Source organism: Sulfitobacter sp. HGT1 (assembly GCF_013282155.1).
GTDB lineage: Bacteria > Pseudomonadota > Alphaproteobacteria > Rhodobacterales > Rhodobacteraceae > Sulfitobacter.
The window spans coordinates 653,992-680,367 of sequence record NZ_BLWI01000008.1 but is presented as its reverse complement, the minus strand read 5'-3'; the positions used below and the strand labels follow the sequence as shown (position 1 = coordinate 680,367).

The 26,376-nt window shown below is 56.0% G+C and carries 22 protein-coding genes, 1 tRNA gene and 1 pseudogene; 19 read left to right on the top strand and 5 right to left on the bottom strand.

Annotated features, from left to right (window positions below; genetic code table 11):
* Positions 1-87 precede the first annotated feature (87 nt).
* The 12 genes from HGT1_RS09475 to HGT1_RS09420 all read left to right on the top strand — a co-directional run bounded on the left by HGT1_RS09475 (position 88) and on the right by HGT1_RS09420 (position 14,528).
* Positions 88-558, top strand: a complete 471-nt coding sequence (locus HGT1_RS09475; protein ID WP_176249661.1) for an NUDIX hydrolase — start codon at positions 88-90, stop codon at positions 556-558.
* 77 nt (positions 559-635) lie between these two features.
* The gene (locus HGT1_RS09470; RefSeq protein ID WP_176249660.1) at positions 636-1,091 is read left to right on the top strand and encodes a DUF1178 family protein; all 456 of its coding nucleotides are present in this window, start codon (positions 636-638) and stop codon (positions 1,089-1,091) included.
* Between the two features lie 46 nt (positions 1,092-1,137).
* Complete coding sequence (locus HGT1_RS09465) at positions 1,138-1,782, top strand: SDR family oxidoreductase (protein WP_176249659.1); 645 nt, start codon at positions 1,138-1,140, stop codon at positions 1,780-1,782.
* A 152-nt stretch (positions 1,783-1,934) separates the two neighbouring features.
* Positions 1,935-3,173, top strand: coding sequence for an aspartate kinase (locus tag HGT1_RS09460; protein ID WP_176249658.1), 1,239 nt, complete (start codon positions 1,935-1,937; stop codon positions 3,171-3,173).
* 161 nt (positions 3,174-3,334) lie between these two features.
* Complete coding sequence (gene ptsP / locus HGT1_RS09455; RefSeq protein WP_176249657.1) at positions 3,335-5,596, top strand: phosphoenolpyruvate--protein phosphotransferase; 2,262 nt, start codon at positions 3,335-3,337, stop codon at positions 5,594-5,596.
* A gap of 298 nt (positions 5,597-5,894) precedes the next feature.
* Complete coding sequence (locus tag HGT1_RS09450; protein WP_176249656.1) at positions 5,895-6,935, top strand: aromatic ring-hydroxylating dioxygenase subunit alpha; 1,041 nt, start codon at positions 5,895-5,897, stop codon at positions 6,933-6,935.
* 88 nt (positions 6,936-7,023) lie between these two features.
* Positions 7,024-8,190 (top strand): efflux RND transporter periplasmic adaptor subunit, encoded by a 1,167-nt coding sequence (locus tag HGT1_RS09445; protein ID WP_176249655.1) that lies wholly within the window; start codon positions 7,024-7,026, stop codon positions 8,188-8,190.
* Entirely contained in the window at positions 8,187-11,249 is a 3,063-nt protein-coding gene (locus HGT1_RS09440) for an efflux RND transporter permease subunit (protein WP_176249654.1), read from the top strand. Before HGT1_RS09445 ends, HGT1_RS09440 begins: the two co-directional genes overlap by 4 nt.
* Before the next feature lie 135 nt (positions 11,250-11,384).
* Positions 11,385-12,545, top strand: coding sequence for an iron-containing alcohol dehydrogenase (locus tag HGT1_RS09435; protein WP_176249653.1), 1,161 nt, complete (start codon positions 11,385-11,387; stop codon positions 12,543-12,545).
* Positions 12,545-12,979, top strand: a complete 435-nt coding sequence (locus tag HGT1_RS09430; protein WP_176249652.1) for a thioesterase family protein — start codon at positions 12,545-12,547, stop codon at positions 12,977-12,979. The genes HGT1_RS09435 and HGT1_RS09430 overlap by 1 nt, the downstream gene beginning before the upstream one ends.
* Before the next feature lie 166 nt (positions 12,980-13,145).
* Positions 13,146-14,306: a glutamate 5-kinase gene (proB, locus tag HGT1_RS09425; RefSeq protein ID WP_176249651.1), complete on the top strand. Its 1,161-nt coding sequence runs from the start codon at positions 13,146-13,148 to the stop codon at positions 14,304-14,306.
* A 148-nt stretch (positions 14,307-14,454) separates the two neighbouring features.
* Positions 14,455-14,528, top strand: a tRNA-Cys gene (locus tag HGT1_RS09420).
* A gap of 408 nt (positions 14,529-14,936) precedes the next feature.
* Here HGT1_RS09420 and HGT1_RS09415 read toward each other — a convergent pair.
* Together HGT1_RS09415 and HGT1_RS09410 are read right to left on the bottom strand one after the other, a co-directional pair.
* Positions 14,937-15,947, bottom strand: coding sequence for a tyrosine-type recombinase/integrase (locus HGT1_RS09415; RefSeq protein WP_176249650.1), 1,011 nt, complete (start codon positions 15,945-15,947; stop codon positions 14,937-14,939).
* Complete coding sequence (locus HGT1_RS09410; RefSeq protein WP_176249649.1) at positions 15,934-16,107, bottom strand: hypothetical protein; 174 nt, start codon at positions 16,105-16,107, stop codon at positions 15,934-15,936. The genes HGT1_RS09415 and HGT1_RS09410 overlap by 14 nt, the downstream gene beginning before the upstream one ends.
* A gap of 771 nt (positions 16,108-16,878) precedes the next feature.
* Between HGT1_RS09410 and HGT1_RS09405 the strand changes: the two genes are divergently transcribed.
* Together HGT1_RS09405 and HGT1_RS09400 are read left to right on the top strand one after the other, a co-directional pair.
* A complete protein-coding gene (locus tag HGT1_RS09405; RefSeq protein ID WP_176249648.1) occupies positions 16,879-18,990 on the top strand; it encodes an AAA family ATPase in 2,112 nt (703 codons plus the stop codon).
* Between the two features lie 429 nt (positions 18,991-19,419).
* Entirely contained in the window at positions 19,420-19,719 is a 300-nt protein-coding gene (locus HGT1_RS09400) for a hypothetical protein (protein WP_176249647.1), read from the top strand.
* Positions 19,720-19,952: 233 nt separating this feature from the next.
* Here the strand turns inward: HGT1_RS09400 and HGT1_RS09395 are convergent.
* Positions 19,953-20,296: pseudogene (locus tag HGT1_RS09395) on the bottom strand (transposase); the annotation flags it as partial.
* Positions 20,297-20,461: 165 nt separating this feature from the next.
* Here HGT1_RS09395 and HGT1_RS09390 point away from each other — a divergent pair.
* The 4 genes from HGT1_RS09390 to HGT1_RS09375 all read left to right on the top strand — a co-directional run bounded on the left by HGT1_RS09390 (position 20,462) and on the right by HGT1_RS09375 (position 24,573).
* A complete protein-coding gene (locus HGT1_RS09390) occupies positions 20,462-21,151 on the top strand; it encodes an FkbM family methyltransferase (protein ID WP_176249646.1) in 690 nt (229 codons plus the stop codon).
* A gap of 187 nt (positions 21,152-21,338) precedes the next feature.
* A complete protein-coding gene (locus HGT1_RS09385; protein ID WP_176249645.1) occupies positions 21,339-21,992 on the top strand; it encodes a protein-L-isoaspartate O-methyltransferase in 654 nt (217 codons plus the stop codon).
* Between the two features lie 55 nt (positions 21,993-22,047).
* Positions 22,048-23,487 carry a TolC family outer membrane protein gene (locus HGT1_RS09380; protein WP_176249644.1) on the top strand — a complete coding sequence of 480 codons (1,440 nt, stop codon included), beginning with the start codon at positions 22,048-22,050 and terminating at the stop codon, positions 23,485-23,487.
* 75 nt (positions 23,488-23,562) lie between these two features.
* Positions 23,563-24,573, top strand: coding sequence for a hypothetical protein (locus HGT1_RS09375; protein ID WP_176249643.1), 1,011 nt, complete (start codon positions 23,563-23,565; stop codon positions 24,571-24,573).
* A 193-nt stretch (positions 24,574-24,766) separates the two neighbouring features.
* Here HGT1_RS09375 and HGT1_RS09370 read toward each other — a convergent pair whose 3' ends face one another.
* Positions 24,767-25,087, bottom strand: coding sequence for a DUF6280 family protein (locus HGT1_RS09370; protein WP_093915679.1), 321 nt, complete (start codon positions 25,085-25,087; stop codon positions 24,767-24,769).
* 220 nt (positions 25,088-25,307) lie between these two features.
* Between HGT1_RS09370 and efp the strand changes: the two genes are divergently transcribed.
* Positions 25,308-25,871 (top strand): elongation factor P, encoded by a 564-nt coding sequence (gene efp / locus HGT1_RS09365; protein WP_176249642.1) that lies wholly within the window; start codon positions 25,308-25,310, stop codon positions 25,869-25,871.
* 87 nt (positions 25,872-25,958) lie between these two features.
* Here the strand turns inward: efp and HGT1_RS09360 are convergent, their stop codons facing one another.
* A complete protein-coding gene (locus HGT1_RS09360; protein WP_255200158.1) occupies positions 25,959-26,150 on the bottom strand; it encodes an oligopeptide/dipeptide ABC transporter ATP-binding protein in 192 nt (63 codons plus the stop codon).
* Positions 26,151-26,376: the final 226 nt, after the last annotated feature.

Here is a 26,376-nt window from a genome sequence, read left to right as displayed (position 1 = left end):
GTATATCGCACGCAAGGGGATCACTGGCCTTAGACAACGCAAGGCGCTAAACAATTCCCTAACGGCTGTATCCTTTTCGAGACCCAGATGATCAAACAACTGCCCATATCGCTGCAAGGTGCCCGCAAAGGCGAAGCCCGTTCGCAATTTGCCGCACTGTGCTACCGGATCAGGCAGGGCAAGCTTCAGATATTAGTGGTCACTTCGCGCAAATCAAAACGCTGGATCATGCCCAAAGGCTGGCCGATGCACGCCAAAACCCCCGAGGCCGCAGTCTTGCAGGAAGCCTGGGAGGAAGCGGGCGTGCGCGGGCGTGTCACCGGGGGCTGTCTGGGGGTATATTCCTATGCGAAGGAAGTGGGCGAGGATTCAGTCCTGCCGGTGCTCGCGTTGCTGTATCCTGTTGAGGTGAAGGCAAAAGCCAAGAAGTATCCCGAAGCCGGGCAGCGGCGGCGCAAATGGGTGTCGCGCAAAAAGGCGATGAAAATGGTGAGAGAACCCGAGCTGCGCCGGATGATCCGCGATTTTGATCCGCGTCCGGGCCTGCCTGACGCTTGAACCTGCGGGCAGGCGCACCATTTTTTATGTAAGAGTTGATTGTTTACACTGATCGAAAAGGGCAAGCTGCGGGTAGGATGATCCAATTTACCTTGAAATGTGACCAGGACCACCGCTTTGACAGCTGGTTCAAATCGGCAGCCGCCTTTGATGCGCTGGCGCAGGCGGGCCATATCAGCTGTGCTGTTTGCGGGTCGTCGCAGGTCACTAAAGGCATGATGGCACCGCGTGTTTCCACAGGAAAATCGGCAGCTCTGGCAGAGCCTCAAGCGACGGGCGATCCGGCGGTGCCGGTGTTGTCCGAACCCAAAAGCGAGATCGAAAAAGCCATCAGCGCCCTGCGCAAAAAGGTCGAAGCCTCGTCGGATTATGTGGGGGCCGATTTCGTCAAGGAAGCCCGCGCGATGCATGCGGGCGAAAAGCCCGAGCGGTCGATTTATGGCGAAGCGCGGCTGGATCAGGCGAAAGAACTGGTCGAGGAAGGCGTGCAACTGATGGCGCTGCCGTTCCGGCCCAAAAGATCAACGCAATAGGCCGGCCCGTCCGGGCAGGCGTTGCGCGACAAAAGGAAGCCGAGACATGACAATTCTGATCACAGGTGCGAGCCGCGGCATCGGCGCGGGGCTGGCCGCGCAGTACAGGGCCAAGGGCGAAGAGGTGTTTGGCACCGGACGTTCGCCCATGGCCGATATCCAGCTGGATGTGACGCATCCCGAAGATCACAGCGCCATGGCCGCAAAACTGGGCGACCGTGCGTTGGACCTGCTGGTGTGCAATGCCGGGGTGTATCTGGACAAGGGCGACAGCTTTGACGACGGATATGGTGCGGATGTCTGGGCGCATAGTTTTGCGACCAATGTGACAGGGGTGTTCCTGAGCATTCAGGCGATGCTGCCACATCTGCGCCGCGCCAAATCACCCAAGATCGCGATTATTTCATCGCAGATGGCGTCCTCGGAACTGGCCCCGGGCGGCAGCTATATCTACCGCGCCTCGAAGGCGGCGGTGTTGAATCTGGGCCGCAATATCGCGACCGATCTGAAAGCCGAAGGGATCGCCGTCGGGATATACCACCCCGGTTGGGTGCAGACCGATATGGGGGGAAATTCGGCCACGATCACCGTGGATGAGGCGGTGCACGGTCTTGTCCAGCGGTTTGAGGCGCTGTCGATCGGGACGACGGGTTGTTTCGAAACTTGGGACGGGCGTGCGCATCCGTTTTAGGCCAATTTGACGGTTTGGTGTTTCTGGCAGAGCGCCGGGGCGTTGCCCCGGACCCCAGGATATTTAAAAGCCAGAGAACGAGGGGTCTGCGTGGGCTTGCTAAGGCTGGCGCTTGCGCGTAAACCGCGCCGGAGTTTTGCAACGGGGGACCTATGCCTGTTCTGGTGATGAAATTTGGTGGCACATCCGTGGCCACATTGGACCGTATCCGCCGCGCCGCCAAGCGCGTGGGGGTCGAAGTCTCCAAGGGCTATGATGTGATTGTGATCGTATCGGCCATGTCTGGCAAGACGAACGAGCTTGTCGGGTGGGTGAACGAGACGTCGCCACTATATGATGCGCGCGAATATGACGCGGTTGTATCGAGCGGCGAGAATGTCACTGCCGGTCTGATGGCGCTGACCTTGCAAGAGATGGATATCCCTGCGCGCAGTTGGCAAGGGTGGCAGGTGCCGGTCAAGACGACCTCGGCGCATTCGTCGGCCCGCATCGAAGAAATTCCGCCTGCCAATATCATGGCGAAGTTCGGCGAAGGCATGAAGGTCGCGGTGGTTGCCGGTTTCCAGGGGGTCAGCCCCGAAGGCCGGATCACCACGCTGGGCCGTGGCGGGTCTGATACCACTGCTGTTGCCTTTGCGGCGGCGTTCGAGGCCGAGCGTTGCGATATTTATACCGATGTGGACGGGGTATACACCACCGACCCGCGCGTCAGCGCCAAGGCCCGCAAGCTGGACAAGATCGCGTTCGAAGAGATGCTGGAGCTTGCATCGCTTGGCGCGAAGGTTTTGCAGACGCGGTCGGTCGAGTTGGCCATGCGCTATAAGGTCAAGCTGCGGGTGTTGAGCAGTTTTGAGGAACAATCGGACGAAGCTGGAACGCTGGTCTGTGATGAGGAGGAAATCATGGAAAGTAATGTTGTATCGGGAATCGCGTTTTCGCGTGACGAAGCCAAGATGACCCTTGTGTCTGTGGCGGACCGCCCGGGCATCGCTGCTGCGATCTTTACCGCGCTGAGCGAGGGTGGGGTGAACGTGGACATGATCGTTCAGAACATCTCGGAGGAAGGGCGCACCGATATGACCTGGTCCTGCCCCGTCGATCAGACCAAGCGCGCTGAAAAAGCAATGGACGACGCCAAGGCTGCCGGCACCATCAATTTCAACGAATTGATCGCCGACACGGATGTGGCCAAGGTGTCGGTCGTTGGCATCGGCATGCGCAGCCACACCGGCGTTGCGGCCAAGATGTTCCAGGTGCTGTCCAACGAGGGCATCAACATCAAGGTTATCACCACATCCGAGATCAAGATTTCGGTGCTGATCGACCGCAAATACATGGAACTGGCCGTTCAGGCGCTGCATGATGCGTTCGAGCTGGACAAAGCTGCCTAAATCCCGTGCAACCTGTTGGTCTGGAGCGCAATTGAGGCAGCCTTTTGGAAGGGTGCTTCTTTTCGTGGCATGAACGCTGGCGGATAAGTGTTTATGACAACAGGCGTTTCATTTTCGAGGGGCCTGTGATCTAAGCTGGCCTTGCGGAGGAGAAATTTACCATGGCCGACGGGTTTGAAACAGAAAGTCGCAAACTGCTTGGGCGGTTGCGCGACGCGATGGCAAGCGACGAAGCCGGTCAGGCGCGGCTGGACAGGATTACCCATCTGATCGCGACGTCGATGGGTTGCGAAGTCTGTTCGATCTATCTGTTTCGCGACGTGGACACGCTTGAGCTCTGTGCCACCGAAGGTTTGAAGCCCGGTGCGGTGCATGAAACGCGCATGAAGCTGGGCGAAGGTCTGGTGGGGCGCGTGGCCAAGCGCAAGCAGATCGTGAATACCCCCAACGCCCCGCAGGCACCCGGTTTCCGGTTCATGCCAGAAACGGGCGAAGAAATTTATTCGAGCTTTTTGGGTATTCCGGTGCAGCGGCTTGGCGAAATGCTGGGCGTGCTGGTTGTGCAATCCAAAGCCGCTCGCGAATTTTCCGCCGATGAGGTTTATGCGCTTGAGGTCGTCGCCATGGTTTTGGCCGAGATGACCGAATTGGGCGCGTTTGTCGGCGAAGGGGCTGCAATGTCGGCCCGTCACAGCCAGCCGGTCTTGCTGCGCGGTACGGTGGGCCAGGAGGGCGTTGCTGACGGCCATGTCTGGCTGCACGAGCCGCGCGTCGTGGTCTCGAACCCTGTTGCAGATGATCCGGTGCGCGAAAAAGAGCGCTTGAACGAGGCAGTTGATGAACTGCGCGTGAGCGTGGACCAGATGATGTCGATGGCGGGCGGGGACAAGGACCAGCGGCAGGTGCTGGAAGCCTACCGGATGTTCGCCAATTCCAAAGGCTGGATGCGGCGCATGGAAGAAGACATCGACCGTGGTCTGTCAGCCGAGGCCGCCGTCGAGAAAGAGCAATCCCTGGCGCGGTCGCGCATGGGGCAGGCAAGCGACGCCTATCTGCGCGAACGCCTGTCGGATCTGGATGACCTGAGCAACAGGTTGCTGCGTATTCTGACCGGGCAAGGGTCTGATACGGGGGCGGAAATGCCTGTGGACCCGATCTTGGTTGCGCGCAATATCGGCCCGGCCGAGCTGCTGGAATATGGCCGTTCCCTGCGCGGTATCGTTCTTGAGGGCGGGTCGGTTGGCAGCCATGCGGCGATCGTTGCCCGCGCTTTGGCGATCCCCTTGATCGTGCATGCCGCGCATATCACCAATGATGCGTTGAATGGCGACCGGATCATGGTGGACGGTGAACAGGGGATCGTGCATCTGCGCCCCGACGAAAACGTGGCATCCGCTTTCCGCGATAAAATCGCGATGCAGGCCGAGGCGCAGGAGCGCTATGCCTCGATCCGCGACAAGCCGGCGGAAACGCTGTGCGGGACGGTTGTGGGTTTGCACATGAACGCGGGCTTGATGGCTGATCTGCCGTCGCTGGACGGGTCGGGTGCCGAAGGTGTCGGGTTGTTCCGGACCGAGCTGCAATTCCTTGTGCGCAGCAAGATGCCAAGAAGGTCAGAGTTATCAGCACTTTACAACCGTGTCCTGGATGCGGCGAATGGCAAGCGTGTGGTGTTCCGGACGCTTGATATCGGGTCTGACAAAGTGCTGCCCTATATGAAACCCAACGACGAGCCGAACCCCGCATTGGGCTGGCGCGCCATTCGGGTAGGCCTGGATAAACCCGGTATCATGCGGATGCAGTTGCAGGCGTTGATCCGTGCGGCAAACGGGCGGCCCTTGTCGGTGATGTTCCCCTTTGTGGCGCAATTCGAAGAATACCGTGCGGCCCGCGCCGAGATGGATAAGACCTTGGCCCGCGAGGCGCGTCTGGGTCACAAGCTGCCGTCGCACCTTGAAATAGGCGCGATGCTCGAGACACCTTCGCTGGCGTTCGCGCCCAAGAAGTTTTTCGAAGAGGTCGAGTTTCTGTCCATCGGTGGCAATGACTTGAAGCAGTTCTTCTTTGCGGCTGACCGCGAGAACGAATTGGTCCGGCGGCGCTATGACACGTTGAACGTCAGCTTTTTGACCTTCCTTGAGGGCATTGTGGCGCGCTGTCGCGAAACCGGCACGCCGCTGTCATTCTGCGGGGAAGACGCAGGTCGCCCCGTAGAGGCGCTTTGTTTTGCGGCGATCGGGATCACGACCCTGTCGATGCGGCCAGCGTCGATCGGGCCGGTCAAGAACCTGCTGCGGCGGTCCAATCTGAATGAAGTCCGCGCGGTGATTTACGAGGCGCGCGACCGTGGCGATCAATCCGTTCGCGCAGCCGTCATGGAGTATCTGCGCCACCAGACAGCCGAAGTGCGCAAGCTGCCCTAGGGTCTGGGGATAAGCCGGATTATCCGTTTTCCGCATTTTACATGAGGTCTGGCCGCAAGTGTTTTGAAAACGCTCGGGATTTTCGATTTGCGTTCAGGGTATGCGTCATGCAGTGATCGGATTGGATTATTTCACTCAGCAGGCCAAGTGGCGCTCGCCTCACATTGTTGCTCCGCTAAATCTTGCAATTTTCGAACTATTTAGGGCGTTTATCAACATCGCGCCGGATTTCGGTCGCCCGCCTTGACGAAAGCCCGTCGAAAAGGGTCTGGTGTCCTCACACTCTGGGGATCGCGATATGTTTTTAAAGAACGCTTGGTATGTGGCCGCTTGGGATCATGAAATCAGCCATGCGCTGACACAGGTCACCGTGCTTGAGAAAAACATCTGCATGTTTCGCACCCAAGCCGGCGATGTTGTCGCGCTGGATGATGCCTGCCCGCACCGCAAGCTGCCGCTGTCGATGGGGCGCTTGCAGGGGGACAGCGTCGAATGCGGCTATCACGGGCTGACGTTTGATTGCGTGGGGCAATGCGTTTGGGCCCCCGGCGGGCGCATTCCGTCAGAGGCACGGGTTCATGCCTATCCGACCCATGAAAAATACGGTCTGGTCTGGATCTGGATGGGCAATCCGGTGCTGGCAGACCCCGAAGAGATTTTCGAGATCGAGAATTTTGACAATCCCGATTGGGGGATGAACCGTGGTGCGGCGATGGAGCTAGACTGCAACTATCTGTTGATGTGCGACAATCTGCTGGATCCGACCCATGTGGCGTGGGTGCATGGCGGCAGCTTTGGGCAGGCCGCTACCAAGGACACCCCGCTGCGGGTCAAGAAAACCGATAACGGTGTGATCGTGCACCGCTGGATGATGGATGTCGAACCGGCACCGTTTTATAAAAAGGTGATTGGTTTCAAGGGCAACTGCGACAGGCTTCAGCATTACGAGGTGCGCTATCCGTCCCATGCGCTGATCCGTGCGGTGTTCACACCTGCGGGGACGGGCGGGCCAGACGGGCCGCTGCACCCCGATACATTCATCATGGACAGCATGAATTTCATGACGCCGACCACCGCTGGCAAAACCCGTTATTACTGGTTCCAGCTGCGCAATATCCGACCCGAGGATGAGGCGCTGTCGCAGATGATGAGCGAGGACGTGCAGCACGCCTTTGAAGAAGATCGCGCGGTGTTGAACGCGGTGCAAAACGGGATGGCAGCCAAGACCAGCCCGCATATTGACCTGCCCATTGATGCGGGGCAACTTCGGTTCCGCCGCCAGCTTGAGGCGATGATTGCCCAAGAAGTGCTCGTTGACGCAAAGATGCAGGGGAACTGAGCCCTTTTGCACCGATTATCCGGTGCTTCGCCATTGCATTTCGATTTGGAAGGCGCAGATGTACACGACCTAAAAGGCGGAGCTTGCAATGAAATTGGTATTGGCACGACACTTGGGGGCTGCGCTTTTGCTTGCCGTCACGGCGCAGACCGTACTGGCCCAAGAGGCTGATTTGAAACGGGTCCCAAGTGTCACCGTTGCCACTGCAACCGTGACGGAGGTGGTGAACCGCATCCCGATTTCGGGCACGTTGGAACCCTACCGCGAGGTTCTGGTCTATCCGCAGGTGACCGGTTACCCGATAGAGGAATTGATGGTGGACATCGGGGCCAAGGTCGCAAAGGGCGACACGTTGGCCCAGTTGAACACCGACACGCTGAAAGCACAATTGTCACAGGCCAATGCCGAATTCGTGCGGGCTCAGGCCGGTGTGCGCCAGGCACAAAGCCAGATCGCATCGACCAAGGCATCGGCAGCGCAGGCACGCAGTGTTCTTGAACGTACCCAACAGCTTGACCGGTCCGGCAACGTGACCCAGGCCGCGCTGGATCAGGCCGTGGCGAACAGCCAGACAGCAGATGCCGCAGCAGCATCGGCAGAAGACGGGCTCGAGGTTGCCAAGGCGCAGGTGTTGCAGGCGCAGGCGCAGTTGGACATTGCCCAGCTTAATCTGGATCACGCCACCATCAAGGCACCCACCGCCGGCATCGTTTCGGCACGCAATGCGCAGGTGGGGGCGATTGCCACCAGTGGGGCGGACCCGTTGTTTCGGATGATTCAGGACGGCGTGATCGAGGTAAAGGCCGACGTCGTCGAAACGGCGCTGGCCCAGATCGGCATCGGTGATCCGGCGCAGGTCGATATCCCCGGTGCCGGTACGGTTCAGGGTGCTGTCCGTCTTGTTGCCCCGACTGTGGATGCCACAAACCGGCTGGGGGATGTGCGCGTGTCGCTTGAGGGCAGCAACGCGCTGCGCACGGGGATATTCGCGGGCGGGTGGATCATCACGGACCGCCACGAAGGCTTGACCGTGCCCACGACGGCGATCCTGACCGATGCCAAGGGCGATTACCTGCTGGAGGTGCAAGACAACACGCTGATCCGGCGCGCTATCACGGCGGGGCTGATCTGGAATGATGTCCGCGAAGTCATATCCGGTCTGGACGACGGGGCGGTTGTGGTGGCCCGTGCCAGCGCCTTCTTTTCGGACGGGGACAAGGTTAACCCGATCCCGCAGAAGGTTGTTTCAGAATGAATATGTCAACTTGGGCGATCCGGTCGCCGGTGCCGTCGCTGGCGCTGTTTCTGGTACTGTGTCTGATCGGTATCGTTGGGTTCTTCCGGCTGCCGGTCACGCAATTCCCCAACATAGACATTCCGATTGTCACCGTGACGATCGGGCAGTCGGGGGCCGCGCCGACTGAAATCGCGACCCAGATCGTCAAGCCTGTCGAAAGCGCTGTTTCTGATGTCACGGGGGTCAAACATGTGACGGCCGTTGCGTCTGACGGCACCGCGACTTTGACCATTGAATTCGAACTGGAAACCGACAGCGCCACGGCCCTGACCGATATCAAGGACGCGGTTGCGGGGGTGCAGGGCGATTTGCCTGAAAATTCGACCGAGCCGGTCATCAAACGTCTGGATGTGACGGGGCAGGCGATCCTGACCTATGCGGTGTCGGACCCGACGCAATCCATTCAGGAACTATCTTATTTTGTGGATGAGATCGTCGCACGCGAATTGCAGGTCGAAAATGGTGTGGGCAAGGTGACCCGCATCGGCGGTGGTGACCGCGCGATCGAGGTTGAGCTGGACGTTGACCGCTTGCTGTCCTTGGGCCTGACCGCGTCCGAAGTGAACAACCAGCTGCGCCAGAACAACATTGATCTGGGCGGCGGGTCCGGTGATCTGGGCGGGCAGGAATATTCGATCCGCGCGCTTGGCAGTGCCGACACCGTGGCGCAACTGGCCGCGACACCGATCACCACGTCGCCGGGGCGTACCGTGCGGCTGGACGATCTGGGCAAGGTCTTTGACGGCTCCACCGAGGCGAGCAGCTTTGCCATGCTGGACGGCCAGCCTGTTGTTGCTTTCGGGATTTTCCGGTCCACCGGTGCCAGCGATCTGGCCGCAGGGGACAATGCCAAGGAACGGCTGGCCGAGCTGGGCGAGGAATATCCCAACGCCAGTTTCTCGCTGATTGATGACGCCACCACCTATACCGAAGGCAACTACCATTCCGCGATGGATACGCTGTATGAAGGGGCCGCTTTGGCGATCATCGTGGTGTTCTTGTTTTTGCGCAACTGGCGGGCCACGATCATCACGGCGGTCGCATTGCCGTTGTCGATCATTCCGACCTTCATGGTCATGCAGTACCTTGGGTTTTCGCTGAACACGGTCAGTTTGCTGGGGATCACGCTGGTCACGGGTATTCTGGTCGATGACGCAATCGTCGAGATTGAAAACATCGTCCGGCATATCCAGATGGGCAAACCGGCCTATGAGGCCTCCGAGGAAGCGGCCTCGGAGATCGGTCTGACCGTTATCGCGATCAGTTTTACCATCGTGGCCGTGTTTGCGCCGGTCAGCTTTATGTCGGGTATCGCGGGGCAGTATTTCAAGCAGTTCGGCCTGACGGTCGCTGTTGCGGTGCTGTTTTCGCTGCTGGTTGCACGGTTGATCACGCCGATGATGGCGGCCTATTTCCTGCGCGACGGGATCGCCCCCGAAGAGGAAAAGGACGGCTTTCTGATGCGCCGCTATATGGCGGTGCTGGGGTGGACCCTGCGCAACCGGACAGCGACCTTGTTGTTGGGTTTGGGCATCTTTGCCGGATCGATCTATTCGGCCACGCTGTTGCCGTCCGAATTTGTGCCTGCCGCAGACCGGGGCCGGTCGGCGGTTTCGCTGGAATTGCCACCCGGTTCGACCCTTGAACAAACCCGTGCAAGCGGGCGCGAGGTGTCGGCGATCCTTGGCCAGATCCCCGAAGTGACAAATGTCTTTGTCGAAGGCGGCACATCGTCTGATACCAAGGCGAATGTCATTGTGAACTACGGCCAGAAAAACACCCGCGACCGGTCTTCTTTTGTCATCGAAGACGATATGAAAGCGCTGTTGCAGGACTTGCCCGACGTCAAGATCAACGTGTTGAAAGACAACGGTCAGCGGGATGTGCAGCTGAACGTGTTGGGCGATACCGAAGCGGCGGCCTCGGCTGCGGCGATTGAACTGTCCAATCAGATGAATGATCTGCCTGACATCGTGAACGCTGCGACAACCGCGTCTCTGGTGCGCCCTGAAATCCAGATCACCCCGCGCCCGCAACTGGCGGCCGAAATGGGGGTCACGTCAGCGGCGCTGGCCAGCACGATCCGGATTGCGACCTTGGGGGATACCGACAGTAACGTGGCAAAATTCAATGCAGGCGACCGGCAAATCCCGATCCTTGTGCGCGTGAAAAAAGACGTGCGCGATGATCTGAGCCGTCTGGCAGGATTGCGGGTGCCGTCCTCTACGGGCAGCCCTGTGCCGATCAGCGTTGTGGCCGATGTGGCGCTGTCATCGGGGCCCAGCAAGATCGAACGTTATGACCGTCAGTACCGCACCAGCGTAGAAGCAGACCTAGCCCCTGACGGGTTGCTGGGGCCTGCGACCCAAGCCGTGATGGCGCTGCCGATTGCGCAAGCCATGCCCGAAGGCACGTCGATCCAAAGTGCGGGCGACGCCGAAGTGATGGGCGAGGTGTTCACCCAGTTCGGCCTTGCGATGGGGGCGGGTATCTTGCTGGTCTATGTCGTGTTGGTCTTGCTGTTTCACAGCTTTGTCACCCCTGTCACGATCCTGTTGTCGCTGCCTTTGGCCATCGGCGGGGCGATCTTTGCGCTGTATCTGAACGGGTCGGCCATCGGGTTGTCTGTTGTCATCGGTTTTCTGATGTTGATGGGGATCGTGACCAAGAACGCCATCATGCTGGTCGAATTTGCCATCGAGGCGATGAAGGACGGGGCCACGCGGTCAGAGGCGATGCTGGAAGCGGGTCACAAGCGCGCGCGTCCCATCATCATGACCACAGTCGCTATGACGGCGGGGATGGTGCCATCGGCGATGGCCGTCGGGGCGGGCGGCGAATTTCGTGCGCCAATGGCGGTGGCGGTGATCGGGGGGCTGTTGTTATCCACCATGCTGTCGCTGCTGTTCGTGCCATCCCTGTTCAGCGTGATGGACGGCCTGAAGGAGCGTATCCGCTGGGCGATGATCGCAGTGTTGGGGGCAAACAGGCCGCGTGACGCAACGTCTGATCGCTAATTCGCGGCGCGTTTCGCTGTGTGAAAGAACTAATCGAACAAACGGCTAGGCGAAGCGGGTAATATTGCCTTTAATGACGGGTGTCTTTGCATGAATGCGCAAAGGCACCCTTTTTTCTGGCAAAGGTGATATCCCGTGACCCCATTCGTGTTCAACACCACCAAATCCGTCGTTTTTGAGAACGGGGCCGCCGTGCGTCTGGCAGAGCTTGCCGGCGGGCTGTTGGGGCGCAATTGCCTGTTGATTACCGATCCGGGCCTGCGCGCCTTGGGCCTGTGCGATCCGGCGATTGCCGCGTTGCAAGCGGCGGGCCACACGGTCACGATATTCGATGCGGTCGAAGCCGACCCGTCGCGCGAGACCTTGATGCAGGCGGTCGAGGCGGGCAGGGCGGCTGGCACCACCGGGGTTATCGGATTTGGCGGCGGGTCGTCGCAGGACGTGGCCAAGCTGGTGGCGCTGCTGCTGGGGTCAGGCGAGGATCTGGACAGCGCATGGGGCGTCGCACAGGCCAAGGGGCCGCGCCTGCCGCTGGTGCTGATCCCCACAACCGCGGGCACAGGGTCAGAGGTGACACCGGTGTCGATCATCACCGTCGGGGCCGAGGAAAAGCGCGGCGTGTCCTCGCCCGTGATTTTGCCCGACATGGCGATCCTTGATGCCGAACTGACGCTGGGCTTGCCCGCACATATCACTGCCGCAACCGGCGTCGATGCGATGGTACACGCGATCGAGGCCTATGCGTCGAAAAATGCGAATAACAATCCGGTGTCCAAGCTGCTGGCCCGCGAGGCATTGCGCCTGCTGGGGGCCAATATCGAGGGGGTCGTGGCGGATGGGTCAAACCTCGAGGCGCGCGGTGCGATGTTGCTGGGGTCGATGCTGGCCGGTCAGGCTTTTGCCAATTCACCGGTCGCGGCGGTGCACGCGCTGGCCTATCCGATTGGCGGCACGTTCCATATTCCGCACGGGCTGTCCAATGCCTTGGTGCTGCCCCATGTGCTGCGCTTCAACGCCCCCGACGCCAGCACGCTTTATGCCGAGATCGCGGCTGATGCCTTTCCCGAACTGGCTGCGGTCGACGGCACACAGGCCCGCACAGCGGCCTTTATCGACGCGCTGGCAGACCTGTCGGCGCGTGTCGGCTTGCAAACCCGTCTGCGTGATGTCGGCATCCCCAAAGACGCGATCGGCAAGATGGCGGCGGATGCCATGCTACAGGCGCGATTGCTGGTGAATAACCCCCGCGACGTCACCCAGGCCGACGCCCATACAATCTATACGGCGGCGTGGTAATGTCAGATCGCCCCGTCGCCCCATCCCGCGCCGATTTCAAGGATTTCTACCCGCTGCAAACCCGCTGGAACGACAATGACGCTTACGGGCACATGAACAATGTCGTCCACTATGCGCTGTTTGATACGGCGGTGAACGGCTGGCTGATCGAACGCGGGCTGCTTGACCCATTAACCAGCCCCGTGTTCGGTCTGGTCGTTGAAACCGGCTGCCGCTATTTCGGCGAGATGCAGTTCCCCGACCGTGTAACGGCCGGGTTGCGCGTTGCCAATCTGGGCCGCAGTTCGGTCAGGATGGAACTGGGGCTATTTCGCAACGATGACGACATCGCATCCGCCGAAGGGTTCTTTGTGCATGTCTATGTCGACCGCAAGGACCACCGCCCGGCGGCCTTGCCATCGGCCACCCGCGAGGCGCTGGAAGCCCTGCAATAAGATAGGCAAAACAGCGCGTGTTGGCCCCTGATCTGGGCTGCCCTGTTGCATCTTGTACTTGTCCACATGTTATACCCCCTCGAATCACCGCGAATTTCTGCTGTGCGGCAAATCATGCTGCGCGTGCATATTGCGCCAACTTTTGAACAACCGGAGCATACTCCCCGTGGCCAAGAAAAAACGTATTGTCGTTAAAATCGGATCAAGTCTGCTGGCAAACGAAGAAAAACTAACATTGCGTTTCGCGTTCATGAACGGTCTGCTGGCCGATCTCGCTGAACTCCAGTCGGAAGGGTACGAAATCATTCTGACCTCCTCCGGCTCCGTTGCATTGGGTCTGAACATGATCGGCAAACGCCCCGAAGATGCGGGCATTCTGGACAAACAGGCCGCCGCTGCCTGTGGTCAGCCCTTGCTGATGAACGCCTACCGTCAGGTGGCGTCCGAATATGGCATGGACGTGGCGCAAATGCTGGTCACCGTCGAAGACATGGAAGAACGCCGCCGGTTCCTGAACATCAAGAACACGATGCTGCGGTTGTTTGAAAACAACATCCTGCCAATCATCAACGAGAACGATTCAATCGCGACGACGGACCTGAAGGTCGGCGATAACGACCGTTTGTCCGCAAAGGTCGCGCAGATGATCGAAGCCGACCAGCTGATCATCCTGACCAGTGTCGAGGGGCTTTATGACCGCGACCCGTCCGAGCCGGGCGCGCAATTCATCGAAGAGATCGAGGATGTCAGCGAACATCTGGAATCCACCAAAAGCGTGAGCGAGCTGGGCAGTGGCGGCATGATGACCAAAATGCTGGCCGCGAACATGGCGCAAAACGCAGGCGTGGAGACGATCATCGCCGAAGGTGTGATCGAGGCACCCGTGTCATCGGTCTTGCGCCGCGAACGCCGTCACACGCGCTGTCTGGCCCGTGACAAGACCGGGTCGCCCCTGATGATCTGGCTAAGCAACCGTTTGCAGGTGGCGGGAACGCTGGTCGTTTCCAACGCCGCCGTTGCCGCGATTTCGGCCAAGGAGCGCGGTCTTGCGCGCAACGATCTTGTGTCGATCCAGGGCGAGTTTTCCAAGGGCGACGTGCTGCATGTCTATGACGAAGAGGGCAACGAGTTCGCCCGCGGTCTGACCAATTTCTCGTCCGAGGAGACGATCCTGATGGCGCGCAATCCGGACATGAGTGTTGAAGACGTGATCGGATATAAAACGAAAAGCGACATCATCGGGTCCGAGAACATTCTCATCCTCGAAGATCACCACCTGCAGCTTGATGCCCCCGAGGAGAATGATCAGCGGGTTGTGTCTGTCTGAAACCGGTTCGGGATCGGCGACAAACCTGGGCTTTTCAAATCGTCACGGGTTTGTCGTAAACTGGGCTAGACAAAGCCCGAAAAAGTCGGGATAAGCCGACACGCATCATGGCATTAGCCCTGCTGCACCACCGCGGAAACGCGGTCGAGGCGAGTTGGCGGAGTGGTTACGCAGCGGATTGCAAATCCGTGTACAGGAGTTCGATTCTCCTACTCGCCTCCATTTAATTTCAAAGAGTTAGCGGATTTTAGGACAGCACGCTTAGTAGGCGTCTAAGCAAATGTCTAAACATTCTGTTTTTGTTCTGTTCACTGTTTCCGTGTACGCGGTTACCGAAAAACGGAACTGGAACCACCAGTTATGACTCTCGCATTCTTAGGGAAGACCAATGATTTTTGTAAAGCTCGGCAAGCTACTCGCTTGGACATTACTTGTTCTGGGAATTTTTCGAGCGGGAACCGCTTGGTATGTGGCCTTTGCCTTACATGATGACCCTGTAGCCCTAGCGGCCGCGACGAGCCGTTACATCGGGTCCGGTGCACCCGGCCAAGCCGCTGATCAGGGGCTAATGTGGGTAGCAATGGGCATAGTAGTTGGACTTTTAGTCCACATTGCGGAACGAGAACCAAGCTAAAGCTTCTTCTTGACCTCGTGCCGCTTTTGTTGCGCCTGCATGGCCCTTATCTTCTGCCTCACCTTCTTGGTGTAGTGCAGGACCATGGCGGGGCTCTGACCTGTAACAGAGGCGACGAGGTCATCGCTACAGCCAGCTTCAACAAGCTCACAGGCCGCGTTGTAGCGCCAGCTGTGAATATCGTAATCTAGCGCGCCAATGGCCTCCCTGACTTTTCTCACCGCTTGCGATGCTCCGCGATAAGACCAGCGATTAATTCCGCGCTCATTTGTAAGGATAAACACCGAATGCCGACTAGCGTCGTCCAACGCCGCTTGCAGCTCGGGCAGAACCGGCACCCAGAGTTCTTTGCCGGTCTTATTTTGCCGAACGACGAAACCGCCGTCCTGAATATCGGACCAGCGCATTTCGAGAACGTCTCCGATCCTCTGCCCAGTGCCAACGCAAAGTTCCATCACCAGTCTCTCGCGTGTCCCAAGCGGACATTCCGCCCGATAGAGCGTCAGTAGATCAGACGGCCACGGTTCGCGCTCCGACTTAGTAGTCTTGAGCTCAGAAACGCCGCGTACCGGGTTGGTTTCGCGCCAACCTAAGTCAACGCAGTGCTCCATAAGAACGCGAAGAACCCGCAATGAGTAATTCGCAAAATACGCCTTTGCCGCGTTCGCATCTCGCAGCCTAATTACGTCTTTCCTTTTAAGGTGGACCGGGTTTCGGTCCCCCATAATCTCTTGAAAGAAATCGAGATATTTGTCGTAGTCCTTACCTGTCCGAGGTTTCAAATTGCGATATCTCGGATTGGCACGATAGCTTTTGATCAAAGCCGCAAATGAACGAGTGGTGACTCTTGGCGCTTGATCCTTGTCGGCAAGGATATCTGCATACTCGCGCCAGAACTCAGCCGTTCCAAACTCATTTTCGATTTTACGGGTCGGCCAACCACGCCTTTGAAAGTACAGGCCATTTCTTTGGCGATATATATACTTTGGAAGCTCACGCTTTGCCATGGGTCATATCTATCCTGTCGTATTCATCAATCTGGCCATGCTCAATCAAGACAAGCTCAATTTTCTTTCCATCAATAGTGACACGTCCAACTGACTTTCCGGCGCGCTCAAACGCAGCAAGAAAACGCAACGCTTTGTCTTCTATTTTTGCTTGCGCCATACCATCCCCCCTGAGGACCCTTTGTTCCAATCTCATTCGCGCATACTGTGTCTGAACGGATATTGATCCGTGCAAAATCGCTTGGAAAAAAGGTAGTGGGTTAGACGGCACCCTACAACATACCAAAGAATTTTCTAAATGTTACAGTTTTGTCTGTCAGTACGGGCCTCGATGTTCGCTGTTTATTCGCCACAGCAACCAGTTGCTTTGAAAGCGACGTCAAACAAGCGCCCCTGTTCACGCGAAATGTTACAGTTTTTCCTGTCACTAGTTGTATACAGGAACAAGGGGAGTGTATCTGGCCCGCCGCCCCAATCCCCCTCCGATACATAAAGTCTCCGGGGGATTGGCACAGCTACCGCTTCGCAAGTCAAGTCAAGTCAGACCAGCCTCAATTCGGTCATTAGCGCCACGCTCGCTAAGCGCGCGCCTGATGCCTATCAGCTCTTTTTGCGCCACCCACACTAGCGGGAAAGCCGATCTGCACGATCTAAGCAGGTCTGAGGTGGGCTGCTAGCCGGCCAGTGACCAACTTAGGTCCTCAGATCGAGAAGAGTGTACTGCCGAAGAACTCCGGTGGGCTCGCATGGTCATCGTGGGCGGAGAGCCACCATTCGCTGCGTCTGCTCTGACTTTGCTGGAAATGTAGAAAGACGGTCATTCAAAATGCCCTCAATTACCGGCTCACCGAACGCACGCCATGGTTGACATTAAGCAATTATAGTTGAACTAGTGGTTGCGTTTTTAACGTCAAATTTTGAGGGCACCCAGTTGGATATTACAATTAAGAACTGCAACAACATCGATGAGGCAAATATTTCAATTAAAGAGAGTTTCCTGAACATCAAGTTCGCTGCAAACGGTACGGGCAAGAGTACAATAGCTAAAGCAATTTCACTAAATGCCACTGATCCCGCAAAGCTGAACAGTCTGACGCCATTCAAATATTTAGATGACGGTAAGATGCTTGGTGATTTCCAACCATCTATATCTGGAGGTGACGAGATTAAATCGGTCGCAGTATTTGATAGCGCCTATATTGATGAAATCTTGTTCAAACCAGATGAGCTGCTAACCAACAGCTTCGAAATCTTCATCAAGAATGACGAATATGATGAGAAATTTTCCGAGATTGAGATGCATTTGGCCGAACTGAAATCCGTTTTTACCAACGATCCGAATATCGAAAAAATGCTTGAGGACCTGAACGGGTTACTCAAAGCTTTTGGCAAAGCGACGAAGACATCAAGTTACTCAGCAGCGTCAGCTATCGGAAAATCGACATCAAAGGGGAACAAGATTTCTAATGTTCCCGCTGGGTTAGAAGCGTACTCTCCATTTCTTCAATCAGACGAAAACGTGACTTGGCTAAAGTGGCAAATGGACGGTAAGAAATTTCTAGATTTGTCCGATGATTGCCCATACTGCACTCAGCCAGCAGTAGAAAAACGTGAAACAATTTTACGGATCGACCAAGAGTACGATGCGAAAACAGTCGAACATTTGAATGCGCTAGTCGACATTTTGAAAAATCTGTCCACCTATTTTTCTGACGACGCAAACTCCAGTTTGACCGATATTACGCATAGTAAGACCGCGTTGACAGATGAGGAAAAGCTATTCTTAGGAGCGATCAAAAATCAAATCGAATTGCTTAAGTCGAAAATTTCAGCACTACGTGAAATTGATTTCTATAGCTTAAAAGATGTGACTGATTATGACGCCAAGATTATTGACCTGAAAATTAATATGGATCTTTTGAAGGAAGTTTCGTCAGCTTCCACTCGAGCTGTTGTCGACGAGTTTAATCGAAAGCTACATTTAATTGGCCAAAAGATTGGCCTTTTGAAAGGAAGTGTTGCCAAGCACAAAAAGCAAGTAGCAACTCTTATAAAATCCAATGAAGATAGTATCAATGAATTTTTACAAAACGCCGGTTACCATTACAGAGTATCTGTTGAAACGGTTGATAAAACCTATAAAATGCGACTAATGCACAATGATTCAAAATCTTTTGTGCAGCAAGGTTCGCAACATCTCAGCTTTGGTGAAAAGAATGCATTTGCCCTAATTTTATTCATGCATGACGTATTGAAAAAAAATCCGGACCTAATCGTACTTGATGATCCGATCTCTTCCTTTGATAAAAACAAGAAGTTTGCGATTATTAAGCGCCTTTTCGTGTCAGCTGATAGTTTTCAAAATAGGACCGTTCTTTTAATGACGCACGATTTCGAACCTGTCATTGACATGATCTACACTTTGCGGAATCACTTTGAGAAAGTTGCCGCACACTTTGTCTTTAACAACGCTTCAACGATTTCTGAATGCGCAATAGAAAAATCAGATATTGTATCAGCATCTCAAGCCTGCATGTCCGCTGTCAACTCCAACGCACACTTCTTGGTAAAATTGATCCATTTGCGTCGCTACTTTGAAATTACGGCAAATAAGGGGAATTCATACAATGTCTTGGCAAGTTTGATTCACAAGAAGGATGAGCCGGAAGAGTTTGATGATAATGGAGGGCTAGTAAAAATGATGGTGGATGACATTCAATCCGCTAGATTGGAGATATTGGGATTATTTCCACAATTCGATTATGATGTTTATCTGAAATTTATTAGAGATGATGCAGAGCTGCGGAAACTCTATTTCGAATTGGAAAACGGATACTCGAAGCTTCAAATTTTTCGAATGATGGGTTTGATCAGCAAGAGTAATTCGACCACTGCCAAGTTTGTAAATGAAGCTTATCACATTGAAAACGATTACATTATGCAGTTGGATCCGACGAAATTTCAGACAATACCAGATCATATTTTGTCTGCTTGCGATAAAATAGTAGATGAGGAGTTTTCTGCGCCCGTGCAAAACGCCTAAAACACGCGGGCATTTGAAGTTTTTCGACTGGTTGGCTTTACGTTGGTAATAAGCGATCCGTGACGTCAATCAGTCTACCTGCTTTTAGGGCCTTTTCTAAGGTTTCCAACGTTATGGGATTAGTCACTTAAACATCTGGCTCATGAACCGGAATTGACAACAGTTACTGGTCGATCCGTAACGTGAAAAAACACATGCACTTGTGAAGTTTGAGGGCTGACCTCAGCGGCCATGAAGTCCGCCGATCAGATTTTGGCATTCCATTAATGCCGGACTGTGAGTGAATGCCCGCTTTTCGGAAGCTGCACCGCAGTGCAGGTCGAAGGTGCGAACGGCAGCTCTGGGCCGAGAGGTTCCCTTTTTTTTAGCCTCGACAGACGAAATAGAGCTAGAAACAAGACTCCCGACTCAACGAAAAGAGATGATTAAATGCCTCTTCCATACAAGATTAACCTGATCGATCACGACCGCTGGCTCTCTTCAGGCTACAAGCGTGCCTTTTCATGGGGGTTAGTACTTGACGCGGCGGCGAAAGAATTGGGTTTTTGGCGGGTCGCCCGGTACAACCCCAACTTGGATACAGAGGGTGGATGCTACGAATTCTCCTTGGAAAAAACTGGGCCAGCAATTGTTTCGGAAGAGTTCGCTTTCCTAGATTCACGGATCAGCAGAGGCATCGCTCTATCTGACTTTGTAGCTAAGATTTCAGACTGGCTAAAGGACCAGTAACTTTAGCGGGCGCGGAGTACTTATTCTAGAACTGCACGTCTAAACATTCGCTCATTGTTCCGCCCTAATTTGGAAGGTGTCTAATCACTTTACCTATACTTTTCAGTAACATGCTTACTCTTGCAAATCCGTGTACAGGAGTTCGATTCTCCTACTCGCCTCCATTTTATTCTAAATCAAAGGGTTGGCGGCTGAACGCTCGAGTGTGACCCAAAGTGGGACACACCTTCTATGATGCTGAGGCAACGGAACATCCTACGCACCGAAAAGACGGGGCGATGCTTTGCCACAAACGCGTCCTTCATCTTGCATCTTGGGCGAAGTACGCGGCTGCCTTGCTTAAGAAATCGCGCTCCTCGGTCATCCGCGCCAGTTCCCGTTCGAGCCGTCGGTTCTCGGCTTCATGATCCACCGACACAGCCTGTGACGTGGCCTTCGCGTACAGCTTCATCCATTTTTACAGCGAATGTGTGCTGACACCCAAACGCTCTGAGACCTCACGAACGCCATACCCCCGCACCGTGATCTGATGCACAGCATCACGCTTGGAATCTTCACTGAAATTTGGCTTCCCCATAACGGCCTCCTTGCCTCAAAATTAGGAAAAAAAGCGTCTACAACGCTAGGGGCTATTCAGTATCTCATTGCCATTGCCGCCATTCATTTATTGCGTCACGGAGTTTGTTAGGGTCTATTTGACCAAAACAAGCCCGTTCAGGGCAAATACGGGATAGGGCAGGGCATGAACACGAAGAACAAGGTCGTTGCGACCTATCACGGGGTCGAGGTTTTGGATGCACCGCATCTGGGGCCGACCATGATCAACAATATGATCGAGGGCAGCTATGAACGCCGCGAGGTCTTGTCTGCGCTGGCGTTCATCAAGAAAGGCGATGTTGTCATCGAAATGGGCGCGGGGGCAGGGGTTGTAGGAGCCGTTGCCGCGAAAAACTGCGCGCCCGCCAAGATCGTGTCCTTCGAGGCGAACCACAAGCTGATAGACCCGATCAAAGCGCTTTATGCCCATAACGGCATCAAGAACAAAATCGAGGTGCGCAACAAGATCGTCATCTCTGATCCTGATGCGCCAAAATCGGTTGATTTCTATATCCGGGGCAACTTTCTGGGGTCCGGCATGACGATCACAAAGGGGATCGAGCGGGCCGAAAAGGTCGCCGTACCCGTCGTGAAATGGGCAACAATCAAGAAACAGATCAAACCGACGGTGTTGCTAATGGATATCGAAGGGGCCGAGCTGGAGTTCTTTCGTCACGCGGATTTAAGCGGGATCAGAGTCATTATCGCCGAGCTGCACCGCCATATCTATCACCGCCCCGGCATGCGCGAAATCAGGGACGGCATCGCTGCCAAAGGCTTTGTCGAGGACAAGGAAGCGTCGGGTGGTGGGGTGTTTGTGTTCACCGCAGTTTGATGTCTGTCAATTCTGAACTGTTAAAATCTGCTAAGGTGTCCAAATTCAACATTGAAGACACTGTGCGATAATACATCATTCGCGGGCGAAATTGCCTCAGTTCAAGGTAAACGGGCATCTTGGCGTTGCTGGAAGGCTTGTGGTGTGGCATTGCAGAGAAAAATATCTGAACGAAAGAGTTTCGCGAATGTCCGACTTTTCCGCCCGCCGCACGATGATGGTTGATACCCAAGTTCGCCCGTCTGATGTGACAAAATTCCCCATTATCGACGCGATGCTGCATGTCGCCCGCGAAGATTTTGTGCCCGCCGCACAGCGCGAGGCCGCATATCTGGGCGAAAACCTGAACCTGGGGGAGGGACGTATCCTGCTTGAGCCGCGGACCTTGGCGAAAATGCTGGATGTGCTGGCGATCAACAATGGTGATCTGGTTCTCGATATCGGCTGCGCTTACGGATATTCGTCCGCTGTCATTGCCCATATCGCCGAAGCGGTGGTTGCTGTCGAAGAAGACGAAGCCATGGCGAAAGAAGCACAGGAAATTCTGATGACTTCGGGGGCCGACAATGCGATCGTTCAGGCTGGCGCGTTGGTCGAGGGTGCCCCGCAGCACGGTCCCTATGATGTGATCCTGATTCAAGGCGGCGTAGAGACGGTGCCGGAGGCAATTCTGAGCCAGTTGAAAACAGGCGGCCGGATCGCGTGTATCTTCATGGACGGTGCCTTGGGTGAAGTGCGGGTCGGATATAAAGACGACCATGGCGTCAGCTGGCGCGCAGATTTCAATGCCGGTGCGCCGGTACTTAAGGGGTTTGCCCGCGAAAAGGCATTCCAACTTTAAAACTTATTAGCCTTATCTCCGGTGAAACGGGGCCCGGCTTGACGGAGTGGATTAGATGGATCTGAAAAAACAAACCCAAGGGTTGCGCCGTACGGTCGTGGCCGCTGTTCTGGGCTTTACCATGTTGGTTCCGGTCGCTTCCGCTGCCGAGACATTGGCCGATGCTTTGGTGGGGGCGTATAACAACTCCGGTTTGCTGGATCAGAACCGCGCCGTACTGCGTGCCGCTGACGAAGATGTTGGCATCGCGAAAGCGGCGTTGAAGCCAGTGGTGCAATGGACAGGCAGCCTGTCGCAGAACGTTAACCGTTCTGTCAGTGCCGGATCGACATTCGTTCCTGCGGGGACGCGCACAAGCACGAATTCGCTCTCTACCACGGTGAACCTGATTGCATCGCTTCTGGTCTATGATTTCGGCGCGACGCGCTATGCGGTCGAGGCCACCAAGGAAACCGTTCTGGCAACCCGCGAAAGCCTTGTCAGCGTGGAGCAGCAAATTCTGTTGCGCGCTGTTGATGCCTATATGACGGTGATCCAGACGCGCGACATCGTGGCGTTGCGCGAAAACAACGTACGGCTTTTGATCCAGGAATTGCGTGCTGCCCGTGACCGTTTCGAGGTGGGCGAAGTGACACGCACTGACGTCGCTCTGGCCGAGGCGCAACTGGCGCAAGCCCGCAGTGGTCTGGCCGGAGCGCAAGGGAACCTGATTTCGGCGAAAGCCTATTACAAGGTTGCCGTCGGCCGCGAGCCGGGAAATCTGAGCAAGCCACCGCGTTTGCCCGCCGTGTCAAATTCTATCAAAACAGCCAAAGCGCTGGCCGTGCGCAGCCACCCTGATATCCGGGCTGTCCAGCATCAGGTCGCCGCTGCCGAACTTCTGATCCGCCGCAGCGAAGCCGCCATGCAGCCGCAGGTTTCTGTTCAGGGGTCTGTGGGTATTTCCGATACGTTCCGCTCAGAAGCCTCAACCCGCAGCGGCGCGGTTGGTGTGCAGATCGGCCAGACATTGTATCAGGGCGGTGCCTTGTCTGCCGGGGTGCGCAAGAACCGTGCGCAGCGCGACGCACAACGCGGCAACCTGCATGTCGTGGTCAAAGATGTCGAACGCGCGGTCAGTGATGCCTATGCTGGGCTTGCCTCGGCACGTGCGCAGATCGAAGCGTCGCAACGCCAGGTGCGTGCCGCCAGAATCGCGTTTCAGGGTGTCCGCGAAGAAGCGGCATTGGGCGCGCGTACGACACTTGACGTGTTGGATGCCGAACAATCCTTGCTGGATGCGCAATCTGCCAGCGTGAACGCGCAGACCCAGATCTATGTCGCGGCCTATTCGGTGTTGCAGGCAACCGGCCAGCTGACGGCCAGTAAGCTGAAGCTGCCCGTGCAGATTTATGACCCTGCTGCCTATTACAATCTGGTAAAAGAAAGCCCGGCCAAGCTGTCGAAAGAGGGCAAGAAACTGGACCGTGTGTTGCGGGCACTGCAAAAAGACTGACAATTTTCACGGCACCATTGTGAGAATCTTTTGTGTCGTCTAGGTTTTGTTTGAGGAACGAGTGGTGGTTGAATTATGTCTGACGCTGTAACCAACGCAGAAGTTGAAGATGTTCTGTCTTCGATCCGTCGATTGGTGTCCGAGGACAGACGTCCCGTAAGCCGGCCCAAGGCCGATGCACCTTCGGAGGATAAACTGGTCCTGACACCGTCTTTGCGGGTGTCCAATGACGCACCTTTGGTCGATGCCTATCGCAAGCCCGAGCCTGTAAAACCGACAGAATGGGACGATGAACAGGCCGCCGTGGAGGATGATCTGGTCGGCGGCGATGCCCTTGATACAGGTTTTGGCGCTGCGGATGATGACAGCATGCACAATCCTTCGGTTGATGGCGGGCAAGACGATCAGGCGCTGTTCCACGATCTTGATGAATTGGAGGACGAGGGCCTGATCCGCGACGCAATGTCAGACCGTTCTGCGGATCGTGACGCGGTTGACCGCCAGACTGAAACGCTTCGGGATACAGATCGCCCCAACACCGTAAGCAGCATCACTGCGCGCGCAGGGATGTTGAACCTTGGCGCATCCGAATTGGTTGAAAGCAAGTCAGCGCCCGGCGGGTCGGATCTGCTTAGCGCCAAGATTGCGGCGCTTGAAACGGCCATCGGGCGTATCCCCGGCGGCTGGGACGCCGAAGAACCCGAAACGCCGAAATTTTCTGTGCCCGAGCCTTTGGCGATGGCATGGGAGGACGATGTGGAACGGGATGCAACCGGTGCGCCGATCCTTGCATCCAGGAAACCAGACCCCAAGCAGCCCCCCCTGAGACAGGTTGAAGCCCCGGTTGAAACTGCGTCTTACGCTGATGCGGATGCCTTTGAGGACGAGGACGCATCCGAGGTTCAGGAGGATCTCAAGGCTTTGGGCGGGGAAGAGTATTTCGACGAGGAAATGCTGCGTGATCTGGTCGGAGAGATCGTACGCGCAGAATTGCAGGGCGCATTGGGCGAACGGATCACGCGCAACGTGCGCAAGTTGGTCCGCCGTGAAATTCACCGTGCGCTCACGTCACAAGAGCTGGAATAAAACGTCGGTTCAGATGATTTAAGGTCGGTTGAAAAGGCATCTGCGCGGGCAGGTGCTTTTTTTTCTGGGGTAACCCCCCGTCCGTGTGGGCCAGTGAAACCGGAACCGGCCGACCCCAACGCCCAATCCCGAAACGGCACAAAAAAACGCGGCCCGAAGACCGCGTTATTTAATTCTGGAACCTTGGGCTGACTTAGGCAGCTTCGGCTTGCTGTGCCGCATGGCGACGCTCTGACTCTTCACGAGACAGGGCAACGGATGTACGGACACCTTTGCCAACAAAATCCATCAGGCCGGATACAACGCGCTCGTTCGGGTCGATACCCGCGCAGCTCAGGACCTCACGACCGTCGCGCGACCGCGCCCAGCGTGCAATCTGTTCAGGGCCATTACCGTATTTCTTATCGTCTGCAATTGCATCGTCCAATGCTGCCAGTACCACGGCGGCAAAAAGTTTCCGGGCACGGTTGCCTTGTTCATTGTTAAAGGCAGTGCCATCAACGAAATCTTTCATCTCGTCGTCCTTTCTATTATTCTTGCTCTTGTCATTTAGGCGTGGAGTTCCTTATGACTGAAAGAGCGCGATTCGGATACACATTTATTGCATATCACCTATGCATTTTACGCATGGCTCTTTGCAGCTGCAGCAGGGGCTAGCCCGCCTTGCGTGACCACGTCGTAGTAGATATAGGTCGCGCTAGTTAATCTTCAACATTTTGCCATGGTGCCACCCTATGCCTAAGATCAATGGAAACGAAATTCGTCCCGGAAACGTGCTGGAACATAACGGCGGGCTTTGGGCCGCGGTCAAGGTCGATCACGTGAAGCCGGGCAAGGGCGGTGCCTTTGCGCAAGTCGAGATGCGCAACCTGCGCAACGGATCAAAACTGAACGAACGCTTCCGCAGCGCCGATAAGGTTGAAAAGGTCCGTCTTGTACAAAAAGACCAACAATTCCTGTATGAAGACGCAGGAATGCTGGTTCTGATGGACACCGAAACCTATGATCAGGTGCAACTGTCCGCCGAACTTTTGGGCGAACGCCGCCCGTTCTTGCAAGACGGTATGATGGTCGTGGTCGAGTATCACGAGGACGAGGCGCTGAACGCATCCTTGCCGCAAAAAGTGACCTGCAAGATCGTCGAGACAGAGCCGGTCGTCAAAGGCCAGACTGCCGCCAACTCCTTCAAGCCGGCGATCCTAGATAATGGTGTCAAAGTGATGGTGCCGCCTTTCGTCGGACCAGACGAAGATATCATCGTAAACACCGAAACGATGGAATATTCCGAACGCGCATAAGGCCCAGCATTGACGTATCGTCATGCCTTTGCTGCAGCGCAGAGCCCCGGGATAACCGGGGCTTTTTGCGTTCTGGGATAGGCGTCCCTAGCCGAGGTAAGAACAGGTGCCCCCGTGATCGTTGCGATTTTGCAACGCCGGCTTTTCCTGACGGCACCTGTCGCGCGCCTTTGGGCAGCGCGTGGCAAAGGCACTGCCCTTGAGCGGGTTGATCGGGCTGGGCGGGTTGCCCTTGACCTGCATGGCGCGGGCGGACCCCTGGCTTTTGCGCCGGTTCAACGATCTGCCCCAGATACATCACCGCCTCGCCCCGGCAGGGGCAGGCCACCAGCCCATCCAAAGCTGGTGGCGGGGTGCCCAACCCAAAAAAGGACTGGCCTGCCTCGAACAGGATCGCAACACCGATGGTCAGGGTCGCCGAGACGATCAAGGGCGGGGCGGCAGTTGGCAGGATCACCTTTCAGATAATGCGCCTGTTCGCTCGGCACCACGGCGTCAAAATTCG